The following is a 16189-nucleotide window of genomic DNA, read 5'->3' on the forward strand; positions in this document are numbered from 1 at the left end:
TGAATTAACTTGCATTTTTAGTGTACCCGTTTTCACAGCTAAATAAAAGTGAACGGGTCCGTATTTAATTGCGAGGCCACCACCGTGATCGGCCAGTCGTTGTCAGCCGCCCACTGCGTGAAGAGCTTCTGCAGATGGGGCTTACAGATGCTTTCAATGTGGTGCCCGGGATCGACCACGTTGAGGCCCGCCGCAATCATGTCGTGCCCGGGATGATAGGAAATGTCCCCCGTCACGTAGACATCGGCCCCCTTGGCCAGCGCCGCCTGGTAGAAGGGTCCGCCACTGCCACCGAGGACGGCCACCCGGCGAACCGGGGCGTCCGGCGTATGGCTGATTAACCGCAAGCCTTTTACGTGAAAGATCCGCTTACAGTCCTCAGCAAACTGGCGCACCGTCGTCGGCTGTGCGAGATTGCCAACCCGGCCCATCGTAATCGCGGCCGTCGCGGTTACCCCGTTGCTGGGCACCAGACCCTCTGTGTCCTGCAGGCCCAGTGCCGCCGCAAGCCAATCGTTCATACCATTGGGTGCGCTGTCCAGATTGGTGTGGGCCCCGTAGACCGTGATGTGATGCTGCAGTAAGGTTGCGTACATTTTATTCTGAGGAACCGCTAAATCAAGATTCTTGGCGGGATGAAACATCATGGGATGGTGGGCAAAGATGAAGTCGGCCCCCACCGCAATGGCCTCGTCCACGACTTCGGGCCGCACGTCTAAGGTCACCATGACCTTATGCACCTCGGCATCCAAGTCGCCCAGCTGTAGTCCCACCGGATCACCGGGTTCCGCCCACGTCTTCGGGGCAAATTGTTCAAATCGATCGACTAACTCACGCACCAACACGTTGCAAGACCTCCTCAATCTCCTTGATCTCCGTTTCTAACGCCGCAACCTTCTCCGTCGGCACGACCTTGGCCGATTGGACCTGGGCCAAGACCTGTCGGGTACGGGCCAATTCGCGCTGCCACTTGGCGATAAAGATGGCGTTGTGTTCGGTCAAGAGATATGGGCCAAAGCGGAGCTGCTCGGCCGTATACCGTTCGGGTTGGGCTACTTTATCGGCCACCAGAATCTCGTAGTCGTGGCCATCCTCCGTCACAATCTGCTCGGTCACCAGCTGAAAGCCGTGGGTCATCAAAAATTGCCGCACGTTTTGCTCACCGACGTTGGGTTGGAGAACCAAGCGCTTCACGCCCGCCAAGCGATTGAAGTCCTGCGTCAGGATCTGGACAATCAGCGTGCCCCCCATCCCGGCAATAACCACCGTATCAATGTGGTCGCTGGCCTTGATGGCTTGTAAACCGTTGGCCAGACGCGCCGTAATTCGATCGCTTAGGCCCTCCCTTTCAATTTCGTGCTGGGCGTTTTCAAACGGGCCCTTGACAACTTCGCCGGCGACGCCACCAGCGATCTTACCACGCTTTGCCAGGTTAACCGGCAGGTAGGCATGGTCGGTGCCGATGTCCGCCAAGCGGCTCCCCGCGGGGACGTACTCGGCGACCGTGGCTAAGCGAACCGATAAATGGTCTGCATCCATTCACACATCTTCCTTTCCAATTTTTTCATTAGTCTAAGTATAAGCTAGTCGGCGCCGCTTGAATAGCGGGAAAGTCATCCGCACGCCAAAATGATGTCCCGATTAATAGCCACCAACTTATGCAGCCAGAAACCACCTAAAGTCATAGCCGCAACTATGAAGCACTGTAAGCCGAACGTGTTTGGCGACTGAAGATTAATCTTTTCAATTAATTGCTTAAAATATGCAACAAAATTGACAAAATTTACATTAGTAATAAGTAGTGGCCGATGCAAAAAGTCCGCTCCACCATCGGGTAGAACGGACTTCCACTTTGCTTCAGTAACATTGATTATTGACGATTACGACGCGTTGGTTCACGTTCACTTTCTTCATCCGCTTCGTTCTGGGCCCGTGCCATCTTAGAGTAAGGGTACGGGTAGGTAATCTTCATGACGGCTGGCATCACGATTGGAAGCAAGATGACTAACAGGATAATCCCGATAATCACGGCTAACGCAATCTGAATCAGTGTCATGACCCCAGACGGAATTAAGGCGGCGAACGTACCACTCAGGATCACGCCGGCGGAAAGCACGACCGTTCCAATCACGGTGGCGGCGCGCAGCATCTTTTGGCTGGTAGCGCCCGGTTCGTGGAGGAACTCACGGTATTTCCGCATCAGGAAGATCGAGTAATCAACCCCCAGCGAGATCAACATGACAAACGTGAAGAATGGTGTGTTCCACGTCAACATATTGGTTCCCAGCAGTGGATCAACCAACCAGTGCACGATGGTCAAGGCGCCGGAGTAAGCGACCACCAAGATCCCTTCGATAACAATTGGTTGAACCAACGAACGGGTCACGACCATCAGGGCGATGAAGATCCCGGCCAACATGATGATGACCGTTCGCGTAAAGTCGCTAGACGCCATGTCGTTGATGTCGTTGGTCTGTGACGTATTGCCACCGAAGGCCACTTCGGCATTCTTTAGGCTGGTGCCGGCTAACGCCCCGTTGACGACCTTTTCCAATTTCGGCAACCGCGCCATCGCAGCCGCTGAGCTCGGATCATCGTTTAAGACGACCGTCAGCTTGGTAATCTTTCGATCGGGTGACATGTAGGTCGTCAGCGCCGGTTTGAATGAACTACCGTGTAACTGCTTACTTGGAATGTAGAAGGTTTCCGAACCCGCCGACTTCTGGAGCCCCTTCAGGTAAGTGTTGGCCGACCCAACCCCCGACGAGACCTGCGTCAGACCGGTGCTAGCGGAGGTTAACCCCTTCCGCAGCGCCGTCAGTTGTTTGCTCATCGCAGCGAGTTTCTCGGCCATGGTCTGGTTCCCAGTAGCCACTTGATTGGCCCCGGTGACCAAGGCCGGCATCTTGCCGTTGATGGTAAACATCGCCCCGGAGAGTTGACTCGTTGCACTAGCCAATTGACTAGATTGCGAGCTGGCCGTTTGTAAGGCCGTTGCCGCTCCCGGCAAGACCACGTTTGACTTCTGCGCCAACGTCGCCACTGCGCTTTGCAGCTGACTGGTTGACCCTTGTAAGGCTTGTAATTGACTGGCAACGGTTTGGTCGGCAGAACCGATGGCCGTTGCATCGCTCCCAATCTGCTTCAGTGAGGTACTCAAGGTCGCCTTCAGTTCGCTTTGGGCGGCACTTTGTTTCTGCAAAATACCAGCCAAAACGGCCTTTTGCGCGGCCGATAATGGTACGCCTTGTTGGCTAAAGGCCGCGGCCACCGTGCTGGCACTCATGCTAGGCAGGTTCGAAGTAGCACTCTCGACCTTGGCCAATTGTGACGCAATGTCTTGGGTGCTGTTCTTAATCGTGGTCAGAGACGTCGTCACACCGCTCGTATTGGTCGAGCTAGCGGAGACTTGAGCATTCAACTGTTGAATAGCCGCATTCAGCTGAGGCAAGGCAGCCTCTAATTGTGCCAATTGTGCGGCCTGTTTCCCCCCAGAAGCGGAGGAAACCTGACTGTTCAACGAATTAACACCGGTTGAGACCTGTGAAATTGCGCTTTGCAATTGCTGGGTCCCGGTGCTAACTTGCTTGGCCCCAGTGGCGAGCTTATTGGCATCCTTCACGGCCCCACTGACATTTTGTTTGCTCAGTGAGCTATTGGCGGACTTTAAGCCTTTATTAACCGTGTTGACCCCTTTTTGGGCCTTGGCTAAGCCGGTGGTTACCGAACTCATTTGGTTACGCACGTAAAGCTTCTTGATGGTCTTCCCACCTGGCTGCGTTACCGAGGCGACCGTCTTAACGCCCTCGGATTGTTGGAGTTGTTTGGTTAACCGATCCACAATCAGCAGGGTCTTTTCATTATCCATCTTGTTTTTACTTTGAATATAGATCGTCGTTGGTTCAGCGGTTCCCTTGGAGAAGTGTTTTTGCACCACCTTGAATCCTTGCTTGGCTGGTACATTATCACCAATTTCGACCAAGTTATCGTAGTCCAACGTCCCGTGAGACGTCAAGGCCAGCGGAATGAAGATAATCCCCGTGAGGATCAGCGTGATGACCGGTCGAATCATGGCGTGCTTAGCCATGCCGTGCCAGAGGCGGCTGTCACCTTCGCCTTGGAACTTCTTGATGGGCCAGAACATGTGAGGACCACAGATGGCCATGAAGAACGGATTCAGCGTTAAGAGCACGGCCAGTAAGACCACAACCCCCACGGCAATCCCGACGGCTGAACGGTACAGGGAGAAGTTGGCAAATCCCAAGACACTCATCCCAATGAGGACGGATAAGCCGGAATACAGGACCGTTCGCCCACCGACCTTCGTTGCTTCTTTGGTCGCCGTATACCTGTCCTTACCACTCGCCAGTCGCTCTCGGAATTCATTGTATAGGAGGATGTTATAGTCCGTCCCAATCCCGAATAACACAATGACGATAAAGACTTCCGTAAAGTTAGAGAACGGAAAGTTGAAGCGGTTGACCAAGTTAGCGACCACCGAAATCGAGGTGATCACGGACACCGCCACCGTTAATAATGAGAACAACGGGGTAATGGGCGACCGGAAGACTAACCACAACACCAGGAAGATAAAGATGGCGGCAATAATTTCCGTCTTCTGAACACCGGCCTGGGTGGCGTCGGAGAAGTCTTGGTTCAGGACATCCGCCCCCGTGACGTACGTGGTCACTCCGCTGGTCTTCGCCAACTTCGTAATCTGATCACGAATCTGGGTGACCGAATGACTAGATGACTTATGCACGTTCAGTTGTAACAACTGGGTACTCTTGTCCTTCGAGATCAATTGGGACGCGGCCGTGGAACTATCACTGGCCGCCGTCACCGAGCGAATCTGGTAGCGATCTTCGTGATTCTTAATTCGGTTAATCGTCCGATCAATCTGGTCATTCTGCGCACTGGTTAGCTTAGAATTTCCATTGTTGAAGACGACCACGACCGCCGTGGTTCCCTTTTGCGAACGGCCCCACTTGTCCTGCATGGTCGTTGCTCGGGAACTTTGATAGCTGCTAGGCACGGTAATTTGGCCCTTATCCGCCACCAATTTACTCATGTTAGGAATCGTGACGATGGCTAGGATCACAATGACCAGCCACCCAATCACGTTCCAGATGTAATGTTTATTCATCCAACGCACGCTGAAACCTCCTCGACGATTTTTAAGATTTATTTACCGAACAACCCTTTCTCAGGTGATCCGGTTCTATTCTGCTCATTAACGCGTCAACCACTTGGTCCAATCCAGTTGGAGGGATTGGTCCCCCGTGGTTGGCAACACGTCACCAATCGACAGCGTTGCCAGTTCCTGACGAAATTGTTCTTCCGCCTGGGCAAAGACACTCAGCACGTTAGCAACCGGCCGCGTATCTTTGAAGTCTTTCAACTCATAAGTCGCGATGAAAGCGTCCTTGTGTTCAAGGCCAAAAACCTTCGAAACCAATCCGGTGCTGTGCACAAAGGCGGTCGTTCCCTCAATGGCGTTGAAAACATCCAAGAGTGTGATTTTCAACGGATCTTTGGTCAACACGATACCTCCATCACGACCAGAAACGGTTTTGACGATCCCGCCAGCTGCTAATTTTTGAACAATCTTTTTCAAATAACTCGTCGAAATGTCCAATCGTTCTGCCACCAAACGACTATGTAGCGGAATTTTACGATCCTGGATTCCCAACAGGGCCACAATACATAAGGCCTGTTCTAAACTCGGTTTTGCCCTCACGATGGGCCTCCCTTCTCCTGTCTCCCATAACTTTTAAACGAGATACATTATATCCCCTTTAACGAGATTTTCAAGACTTTTGACGCATTAAATTAGCTGATGTAAAATTATTTTTCACTGTAAACGGTTTCAACGAGTGGATTCTCCTAATCTATAAACCACTCATAATCAGCACCATTCTAACGGACACCTTTTAAGTCCCCGCATCGGTTGGTCACATGATTGGTCTTCTCACGCTTATCCGTTTTATTTTCAAGAAAGTTTCACAATGATTCACTTTCTTGAAAAGTGTTATTTTTCCAGCCGTTTATCGCCTAAAACTCAGTTAACGAACCGAATTGTCCAGCGCTATTTTCACGAAATGCAAATTTTCACTCACACTAAAAAAAGGTCTCACCGGACCACCGCCGATTGGCTGTGATCCGATGAGACCTTCCTAAACTAACAATCAATTCACATCAAAATTTATTCCAAGAAATCCTTCAACTGCTTGCTCCGTGATGGATGACGCAATTTCCGTAAGGCCTTGGCTTCGATCTGACGAATCCGTTCACGGGTTACCCCGAAGACCTTCCCGACTTCTTCCAAAGTCCGGGTCCGGCCATCATCCAGGCCAAACCGCAACCGCAACACGTTTTCTTCCCGGTCAGTCAGCGTGTCCAGGACACTTTCCAACTGTTCCTTCAAAAGCTCGTAAGCGGCGTGGTCAGCAGGGCTCGTGGCGTCTTGGTCTTCAATGAAGTCTCCCAAGTGAGAGTCGTCCTCTTCACCAATTGGCGTTTCCAGGGAAACGGGTTCTTGCGCAATCTTCAAGATTTCACGAACCTTTTCCGTTGGCATATCCATTTCGGCCCCAATTTCTTCAGGCGTTGGTTCCCGCCCTAAGTCTTGGAGGAGTTGCCGTTGAATCCGAATTAACTTGTTAATGGTTTCCACCATGTGTACGGGAATCCGAATCGTCCGCGCTTGGTCGGCAATTGCCCGTGTGATGGCCTGCCGAATCCACCAAGTGGCGTACGTGGAGAACTTGAACCCTTTCCGGTAGTCGAACTTTTCGACGGCCTTCATCAGTCCCATGTTCCCTTCTTGAATCAAGTCCAGGAATTGCATCCCCCGACCCACGTAACGCTTGGCAATGGAAACAACCAACCGCAAGTTGGCTTCGGCTAGCTCTTGCTTGGCTTCTTCTTCGCCGTTTTCAATTCGTAAGGCTAAGGCCACTTCTTGATCGGCAGTTAACAGGTTAACCCGACCAATTTCCTTCAGGTACATCCGCACGGGATCGTTGATCTTAACCCCGGTGGTGGTCCCGGCTTCCTTTAATTCCTTCTTCGAAACGGCCTTCTGGGCTTTAACGGCCCGTGGGTCTGGCTCACCCTTAGCATCAACCACACTGATCCCAGCATCTGAAATGGTTTCAAGTAACTTATCCATCTGCTTAGCATCCAGCGTGTAAGGTGTTGCGACCTTGTCGGACAGGTCATCGTAGGTGATGCTCCCAGCCTTCTTATTGTTCTTAATCAAAGCGCGCACCGTTTTGTTGTATGCTTTTTGATCAAACATTGGTTGATCCGTGGTCTTTTTTGCCATTAAAATACCCCCTAGATTAAACTTGTTTGTTCGCCTGCCGCTGTCGTTCCAATTGAACGATCTCAACGACGAGTTGTCGCTGGCGGTCGGCATCGCCCAACCGCGAAGCCTCCGTCAATTGATTCTTCTTCTGACGCAGTTGCTCCTCAATTGGGGCTTCGTCCATGATAACCGCTAAATAGTCATCGATCTCCCGCGGGGTTGCCGCCGCGGACATGGTCGTTGTGGTTTCCAATTCAATGACCAGCTGCTGCAGACGATCTTCTTGAATGAAGTCCGTAAACTGTGCAGTCTGGTACACCTGATGGGTTTGAAAATAGCCTTGGGCCAAGGTGTAAATAATCTGATAATCGTCATGCACAAAACTGAAATCGGCAATGCCCGTCACCTTCGCCCACACGTTACGATCGTGCAAGCACCGATAGAGCAAATTACGTTCGGCGCGTTCCAGTCGATTTAACGGCCGACGTTGCTGATACACCGTCACCGGTGGTTCGGTAATTGGCGTTGGTGCTGGTGTTGCTGGCCGTTGCCGTTCTTGCTGCGCCGCGGAATCCCGCTGTACCTGTTTGAGCTGCGCCGTTAACGCCGCCTTGTCAATCTGAAACTCACTAGCCAATTGGCCGAGATACAGATCTAGTTCAACGGGCTCCTTGACCTGAGCCAAGAGTGGCAAGACTTGATTGACGTACGCTAGGCGCTCGCTATCCGTCTCCAACGCGCGATTGCGCCGCAGAAAACGCATTTGAAACCGTAACGGCGGTTCCTTGGCCGATTCCAACATTTGCCGAAACGCTTCGTTGCCGTGGGCCTTACGATACTCATCGGGATCCTGCCCCTCAGGAAGTTGAATCACGCTGAGCTGTAAGTGACTGTGGTCACCCAATAACCGCAGGGCGCGATCAATCGCCCGTTGGCCGGGTTCATCCCCGTCGTAGCAGACATTGAGTTTATCCGTCGTCCGCTCGATCGCATAGATCTGTTCGGTCGTCAGACTGGTTCCCATCGACGCAATTCCATTTCCAACGCCCGCTTGGGTTGCCGAAATGACATCCATGTACCCCTCAAATAGCGTGACCTCTCCGGCTTGTCGAATTGCCGGCCGTGCCAAGTCAAAGTTAAACAACAGCTTACTTTTATTAAATAATGTGGTTTCAGGGCTGTTTAAATACTTTGGTTGGTCATCGGCCTTGTGTAGAAGCCGACCGGAGAAAGCCGCCACGTGCCCGCTGGCATTGCGTAGCGGAAACATCACCCGTTCGGTGAACCGGTCACGCAGATTGCCCTGGGCATCTTCGATAAACAGGCCGGACTGCCGTAAGAGCTGGTAGTCACTCTGTCGTTGGTCAAAGAAGGGCTTCAATAGACGCTGACCCGGCGCAAAACCCAACTGATAGGTTTCAATCGTCTCATCGGTCAGGCCGCGGTCGTGGAGGTAATCCAGTGCCGGTTGCCCCATCTCGGTATTCACCAAGATATGGTGGTACAGCTTGGCCGCCTGCTCATGTAGCGCCAAGAGTTGTCCTGTCTTCGAGTCAACCGCGGGTCCCGCCGCATCCTGCCGGTATTCACTGTCCAGATCGACGTGGCTAAAGTCCGCCACCTTAACGACTGCCTCGGGAAAGGTCACGTGCTCCAGTTCCATGAGAAACTTGAACACGTTGCCCCCCCGTCCGCAACTAAAACAATGGAAGATTTGCTTATCTTCTGAAACGGAAAACGAGGGTGTTCGCTCCTCGTGGAACGGACAGAGACCGAATAAATTCTTACCGGATTTTTTCAGTTGCACGTACTGGCCGACAACGTCCGCAATATTCGTGGCCGTCCGAACCGTCTCAATCACGTCTTCGGGTATCTTCGCCAACCAATCACTCCCTTACGTGTTTCCGTTTGCTCACCATAGCCTTGAAAAGTCGCACCCCGGAAACCCGACAAGTGCGACTTTTTAGTTAGAATTCGTGCGCAAAAATACACTATATATGATACCACCTATGGGGGCATTGTCAACATTAAAGACTTAGGCTAAACTTCATTCTATTATAGCAAACTTAGGACGAATTGGGGCAATTTCTGCTTTTTAATGACCGACGATCATGGATCCACCAACCTTGAACCGGCCATTCTCGAAACAATACCTGCGTTATCTCCGCAATTACCCACGGTGTGGCGATCAATGGCCGCTTTAGCTGTCTGAAACCATCGGCATGGCTGAGACCCATTATAAAACAAAAACCAGCCCCCTTTTAGAGCTGGTTTCCGGGTTAACGTTACCCTGATTTTGGAACTAATCTTAGTGTGTTCTTAATCATCTAATCCGTTTAGCCTTACCTGATGATTGCCATCAAGAATCAGCATCAAGTTTTCTTCCGCGATGCCACCCTATCCCTACCAGACTAAACATGACGCTCAGTAAGGCTATCCCCCACCACGGTGAGCGTGTCTTTTCATTGGTTTTCGGTAAACGCTTGGTTGCCTGATCAGATAACGGGTGACGCGGTAATGAATTGATCATACCACCAGCCGCTCCACCGATCGCCACGGTGTCTGCCGTCCCCATCTGCATGACGTCGTGACCAATCGGTTCATCAGGATCAGCCGCTGGCGCTGTAAAGGCCGGTTTCAGGGGCTTCATCGGTTCCAGTTCTGACTGATTATTCTCTGTCGCAATCCGAGCATAAATGTAGGTCACCGTGACGTTGCTCTGGCCGAGTGTCCCCGTAGCATTGATTGGCGTCGTCACCAGTCGATAACCAGTTGTAACGTTAGTCGCCGGTCTGGTTCTATAAGGCTCGCCTACTTTACCAATCAATCGGTCATCGGGCGCAACAGGGATCCCAGTTGCCGTTTGATAATGGACTGTGACTGTGATGTTCTGGTTAGTCGTATCGGTTGGCGGCACAGTCTCCGCTGGCGCCGTTACCTTTTGCCGCGTGTAGATTACCGTAAATGAATTGGCCCCTTCGCCATCACCAAAGCTCGCTGGCAAAAGCTGGCTGGCAGTGTATCCCGCGATAGTTGGCGAATCCGGAAAAGTAATGTTCTCACCATACTTCCCAGTAACTACTTGCTGTGGCGCCGCCTGTTTGCCGTTGGCATAAACATAGTGAATTGTCGCTGACTCCTCCTGTGCTTTATAAACCAAGTCGATTGCCGAATCGGCCACGTAAGTTCCCGATAGCTGATCCGTCGACACTGCGACATTGGCCTCTTTTTGTTTAATTTTTTGAAAGACATAACCCTTCAACGCTGGTATCGCCGTCTGCCACTGTTCTCCCGGCTTCCCACTTAGAATCTGCGGTTTTGAGATCTGCTCACCTTGCTCATTTAGGAAATTGAGGGTTGTCTGAACGGGCTTAACATCAAACAGGAACGTCACATACGTCATCTTTTCTGCATAAGTTCCGGTTGTCGCCACATTATTTTCAGTTCCCACCACGGCATATCCCTTTTGAGCCAAGCGGTGAACGATCTCATTGACGCTGGCCATATTGCTTAAATCAAATTTCTCTCCTAAAGTCCCAGCTAGCGTCAGTTGCGGTGCCAATACAGAGCCATCTCTATTTTTGAAATTAACCGCCACATTTCCGACCGTATTGCTCATTTCGTAAGGAATACAAACTTCACCGGTAAATAGATACTGCCCACTGCCAACAGACCATTTCAATAACAATTGTCCTTCAGACTCGTTCAGTCGCCAAGTAATTGTCTGTGTATCAACATTAGTACCAGTCCCCGTGCTATTAAAGAAGTCCTCTGAAGTCTCCTCCGGACTTACTGGCACGCTTTCACCATGAATATTCGTTACCCCAAATGTCAGTGTGAAATCTGTGGTGTTGGCGTTTAATATGACCTTGGGTAACGTCACTAACTGATCACTCAGCGCCGAAAGAGGCGACAAGTTTGCCGCAGAATTTTTCAATGGTGATAAGTCGTAAATACGATTGTTATCCAACGCCACGTTTGTCAAGGTTAACTGGCTTAGCGCAGAAATATCTGTAAGCTGATTTATCTGCAAAGTGACCTCATAGAGTTTCGACAAATGCGCTAAGGCACTAATATCAAAAAGGTTACCATGCATAAACTGACCGTCCCAATCAAAAGACGCGCCAACCTCAGGAAAGATGTTCAGCCTTTCCAGCTGGACCGCATACTCCAGCCCCTTTAAGGATTGAATGCCAATGACGGCCTCATGATACGCACGATTGTTCAATTCATACGTGGGATCACTAAACAAAATCGTCATCTTAGAAACTAACGCCTTCGTAATCTGATTAACGGAAGAAATATCTTGATCCCTTTGTAATTGATGGAGGACAATCTGTTGTAAATTTCTATCTGGCATCCAGTCATCAATCAGGTCACCAACGACTGCTATAGGTAAATGATCAGCAACCTGGGACACCGTGGTTTGAGACACTGACGGCACAGTCTCGGTATCCGTGGGCGTCTTCTCACGTAGCGCCGTTGTCTCAATTTGCTTTTGCATGTTCTGTGGCCGTTTTGCCTGTTCGACACGTTCAGTTGGCGCTGTGCCTGTCTGCTTAGACGGTTCAGTTGACGGTAAATTCTCACTGCTTGTTACTGGTGGTTTTGATGGGCCACCCTCCTCTGGCGTTACCTTCGCATCAATGATGTCATCTGAATCCATCGGGACCATTTCATCATCGGTCGACGTATCTTGCTCGTCTTGATGATCGATAGTCTGATTGTCTGCGTCCGTTTGCAGGAAAAACGATTCGGTGACATTCATCTGATTAGCGGGACGGTTTACGACATGTTCGTGTTGGATGCCCGCCTCTGTACTCACATCAGCGTGCACGGAACGTGCGTCAGCTAGTCCCCACCCCAGAGCAAGTGTCAAAGCGCCAAAATTAAAAGCAGCTTTACCCGCTTTATATGTAAAATTATACTTATTTTCTACCCCAATCATATGCCAGTCCTCTCCACATTTGCCGCATGCCTCCAGTCTTTCTTTAATCCCCATCTTGTAGCTAAGATAGCAGGTTGACTTTTGGCCATAACGTCTAATCTTGATTATATCAGGAGCGTCACACAAAGTATATGGATCGTATAAACTTTTTTTATTATGTTTTATTAATCTTATGATATTAAGTCCAATCTTTCTGCGACAAATAACTGCTCATTCGCCTGGAATAATCACACGTAATTCGATTAACCTTATTATTAAATTGTTTATTTCAAGCCTTCTTTTTATACCGTTTTTTTATCTTTCACCAATTGTTGAGTCTGGGATAAAACACCCGGACCCTTTGTGTCTCCGAACTTAAATTACCAAAAAGTGGGCCAACACTAATATTCTCTAAGGGAACGCGTTTGCATGTTAAGTCGATAACTAATGTGTTAGAAACGCTAAGCACGTCTTAAATATAAGTGGACGAAAAAAAACCAGCCCCCTTCAGAGCTGGTTTCCAGGTTAACGTTAACCCCGATTATTTCACAATTAATTGGTCCAAATCGCCGAGAACTAGCGCCAGACTAGCCAATTTGCTGAGCTCAGTCAACCGGTTATTCCGAACGGCATCGTCCTTGGCCATGACCATCGTGGCTTCAAAGTAAGCCGCAATCGTTGGCTGGATATCGGCCAACGCAGCGTACAAGTCACTGAGGCCCTTGTCTGCGGCAGCAGCAACTTCAACAACACCCTTATCCAAGGCACCTTCACTATCGTTTTCAAACAGCTTAGCATCGACCGTCGCCGTCGCTAATTCGGCTGGGGCCTTCTGTGCCAAACGAATGACCCGCGTCAGGGATTCGATGACCGCCTTGAAATTGGCATCGTCGGCATGACTAGCCAAGATATCGGCAGCGGTAAAGATCTGCAAGACATCGCTGCTGGTCCCATTCGTCACGGCATCAATGATATCGTGACGTTGCTTAGCGGAACGCAAAATCTTGCGAATCCGGTCCTTGATGAAGTCAACGACTGCTTGAATTTGAGCCGTTTGATCCAAATCAGGGGCGACCTTAGCCGTCGTTTCGGCCGTAATAAAGTCCTTGGCCAATTCGGCAACGGGCAACGGCCAGTTCTGAGCCTTGGCAATCCGGACAATCCCGGTTGCCTGACGCCGCAAAGCGTAAGGGTCGTTGGATCCACTCGGAATCATCCCGGCAGCAAAGAAGGTCAGGATGCTATCGAACTTGTCGGCCAGGGCCAAAACGGCACCCGGAACGGATTCTGGTAGCGCACCGTCGGCTGAGATGGGTTCGTAGTGTTCGCGAATGGCTTGGGCAACGGCCGGATCCTCGCCGTTAAGTAAGGCGTATTTCTCACCCATGACCCCTTGCAACTCGGCGAATTCACCAACCATCCCGGTGACCAGGTCAAACTTATAAATTTCACTGGCCCGTACAGCGGCCTTGGTCTGCGCATCATTGAGGTTCAGGTGCTTGGCTAAGACCTTGACGATGGCCGTAACCCGGTTCATCTTTTCCGCCATGGTACTGATCTTGTCGTGGAAGCTAACCGATTTGAGACGTTCCACGTAATCAGCAATCGTCTTCTTCTGGTCTTCCGTGTAGAAGAACATGGCGTCTTCCAACCGCGCCGTCAGAACCTTTTCGTTCCCGGCAACCACGTTTTGAAGATCATGATCGGTCCCATTTCGAACAGAAATGAAGACCGGCAACAATTTACCATTGGCGTCACGAGCGTAGAAGAAGCGTTGATGATCACGCATGGAGGTGATCAGCACTTCATCGGGGATGGTCAGGTACTTGTCATCGAAACTCCCGGCAAAGGCAGTTGGCCATTCAACCAAGTTGTTGACTTCTTCCAACAGGCCCGCGTCCACATCGACCGTCCAGTCGTTATCGGCAGCCAATTGATTGATCTGCTTCTTGATTAAGGCCTTACGCTTGTCGGCGTCGGCAATCACGTATTGGCTGGTGAGGTTTTCCTCGTAGTCTGCGGCCGTGGCCAGTTCAATTTCTTTACCCAAGAAACGGTGACCGCGCGTGGTCCGGCCAGTCGTGACGTCCAGAATGGTAAAGGGAATCACTTGGTCGTCCAGCAGAGCAACCAGCCAGCGAATTGGTCGGATGTATTGGAAGTGGTGGGTACCCCACTTCATCATGGTTGGGAAGGTCATGGCCATGATGATGTCGCGGAGGCCGGCTAAGACCGTTGCAACGGGTTCGCCGGCGATAAACTTGTCGACGTAAACGTATTCCGTCCCCTTGATTTCCTTAAAGGTAATGTCATCGGGCGTCAGACCTTGCCCGCGGGTAAAGCCAATTGCGGCCTTGGTCCAGTTACCATCGGCATCCTGAGCAATCTTCTTAGCGGGCCCCTTAACGGATTCGCTGATATCTTCTTGCTTGTCGGCTAAGCCACTGATTAACAGGGCTAACCGCCGTGGCGTTGAGAACGGCTTGATTTCCGTATAATCCACGCGTTGTTCTTTTAGATAATCCGCCGTGCGTTTGACCAGTTGCTTAATGGCTGGCGTGACCACGTGGGCGGGCATTTCTTCCAAACCAATTTCCAGTAAAAATGTGTGTGCCATTATTTGGCCTCCTCATCAGCTAATAATTGTTCACGGAGCTTCTCGTCTTTGACTAACGGGAACCCACGCTTCTTCCGTTCGGCAACGAAGGCCCGCGCCACGGACCGCGCCATGTTCCGGATACGAGAGAGGTAACCGGCCCGTTCGGTAACGGAGACGGCGCCACGGGCGTCCAGTAAGTTAAACGTATGGCTGCACTTTAAGATGTAGTCGTAGGCTGGATGAACCAGGCCGTTAGCAATCTGCTTCTTGGCTTCCGTTTCGTATTCATCAAAGTGCCGAAGCAACATGTCCTGGTCGCTTTCTTCAAAGCTGTACTTGGAGTGTTCGTATTCGGGTTCCTTAAAGATGTCGCCATACTTGACGTCATCGGCCCATTCCAGATCGAAGACGGAGTTGACGTCTTGAACGTAGGAGGCTAACCGTTCCAAACCGTAAGTGACTTCAGAGGTGACGGGATCAACTTCCATCCCCCCAACGACTTGGAAGTACGTGAACTGGGTGATTTCCATCCCGTCCAACCAGACTTCCCAACCAACACCGGCACAACCCATCGATGGGTTCTCCCAGTTATCTTCGACAAACCGAATATCATGTTCCAGAGGATCGATACCCAGTTCCCGTAGACTGTTCAGGTAAAGCTCCTGAATGTTGTCGGGTGAGGGCTTCATGATCACTTGGAATTGGTGATGTTGGTATAACCGGTTGGGGTTTTCCCCGTAACGACCATCGGCTGGCCGACGGGAAGGTTCAACGTAAGCGGCGTTCCAAGGTTCCGGACCAATTGCCCGTAAGAACGTGTAGGGACTCATGGTACCGGCCCCTTTTTCAGTATCGTAAGCTTGCATCAGCATGCAACCTTGTGCAGACCAATACTGTTGTAACTTTAAAATGATTGCTTGCATGGACAGTTTTTCTGTCATGGGTGCAGTTCCTCCTTGTATGGTTGCCAGTTAACAAGCTGCCAGCTGGTTGACCGATTAAACAAATAAGCGCGCAAAAAATCCCCACGAGAATTCACCGAGGCAAATTCACGTAGGGACGAATTTTTATTTTCGCGGTTCCACCCTACTTCTAGTCAATGACTAGCAGCTTACTTGGAAACGACTCCGAATGTGCCAACTCACACCGTCCTGGATTCGGCTTCCACTCTCCCGAACTCGCTAAACCAGTGACGCTGTGACTCTCATTCATCATAATCGACTTATTTAACTGTGTTTTATGATAGCTGTCTGGGGCGGGGTTGTCAATGTGTTTCCTAGAAGTGAGCGGAAATTATCGATGGTTTGCCGGGATAACATCCTTTCCCTGTAACCTGTAAGGCTTTTCTCAG

General features: G+C 50.7%; 9 protein-coding genes. All 9 read right to left on the reverse strand.

Annotation, left to right across the window (positions count from 1 at the left end; translation table 11 throughout):
* Positions 1–38: 38 nt before the first annotated feature.
* The 9 genes from HEQ50_RS01015 to glyQ all read right to left on the reverse strand — a co-directional run bounded on the left by HEQ50_RS01015 (position 39) and on the right by glyQ (position 15779).
* The gene (locus HEQ50_RS01015; RefSeq protein ID WP_168898608.1) at positions 39–845 is read right to left on the reverse strand and encodes a Nif3-like dinuclear metal center hexameric protein; all 807 of its coding nucleotides are present in this window, start codon (positions 843–845) and stop codon (positions 39–41) included.
* On the reverse strand, positions 832–1539 hold the full coding sequence (locus HEQ50_RS01020; protein ID WP_168898609.1) for a tRNA (adenine(22)-N(1))-methyltransferase TrmK: 708 nt from the start codon (positions 1537–1539) through the stop codon (positions 832–834). Before HEQ50_RS01020 ends, HEQ50_RS01015 begins: the two co-directional genes overlap by 14 nt.
* Positions 1540–1870: 331 nt before the next feature.
* Positions 1871–5146: an MMPL family transporter gene (locus tag HEQ50_RS01025; protein WP_211089149.1), complete on the reverse strand. Its 3276-nt coding sequence runs from the start codon at positions 5144–5146 to the stop codon at positions 1871–1873.
* 87 nt (positions 5147–5233) lie between these two features.
* Positions 5234–5740 carry an Rrf2 family transcriptional regulator gene (locus tag HEQ50_RS01030; RefSeq protein ID WP_168898611.1) on the reverse strand — a complete coding sequence of 169 codons (507 nt, stop codon included), beginning with the start codon at positions 5738–5740 and terminating at the stop codon, positions 5234–5236.
* A 465-nt stretch (positions 5741–6205) separates the two neighbouring features.
* A complete protein-coding gene (gene rpoD, locus HEQ50_RS01035) occupies positions 6206–7336 on the reverse strand; it encodes an RNA polymerase sigma factor RpoD (protein ID WP_370520121.1) in 1131 nt (376 codons plus the stop codon).
* A gap of 10 nt (positions 7337–7346) precedes the next feature.
* A complete protein-coding gene (gene dnaG / locus HEQ50_RS01040) occupies positions 7347–9194 on the reverse strand; it encodes a DNA primase (protein WP_168898612.1) in 1848 nt (615 codons plus the stop codon).
* A 477-nt stretch (positions 9195–9671) separates the two neighbouring features.
* Positions 9672–12314: a MucBP domain-containing protein gene (locus tag HEQ50_RS01045; protein WP_168898613.1), complete on the reverse strand. Its 2643-nt coding sequence runs from the start codon at positions 12312–12314 to the stop codon at positions 9672–9674.
* A gap of 466 nt (positions 12315–12780) precedes the next feature.
* On the reverse strand, positions 12781–14856 hold the full coding sequence (glyS, locus tag HEQ50_RS01050) for a glycine--tRNA ligase subunit beta (RefSeq protein ID WP_168898614.1): 2076 nt from the start codon (positions 14854–14856) through the stop codon (positions 12781–12783).
* A complete protein-coding gene (glyQ, locus tag HEQ50_RS01055) occupies positions 14856–15779 on the reverse strand; it encodes a glycine--tRNA ligase subunit alpha (RefSeq protein WP_168898615.1) in 924 nt (307 codons plus the stop codon). Before glyQ ends, glyS begins: the two co-directional genes overlap by 1 nt.
* Positions 15780–16189 lie beyond the last annotated feature (410 nt).

Origin of the sequence: Lactobacillus sp. HBUAS51381 (assembly GCF_012641095.1) — a bacterium.
GTDB lineage: Bacteria > Bacillota > Bacilli > Lactobacillales > Lactobacillaceae > Levilactobacillus.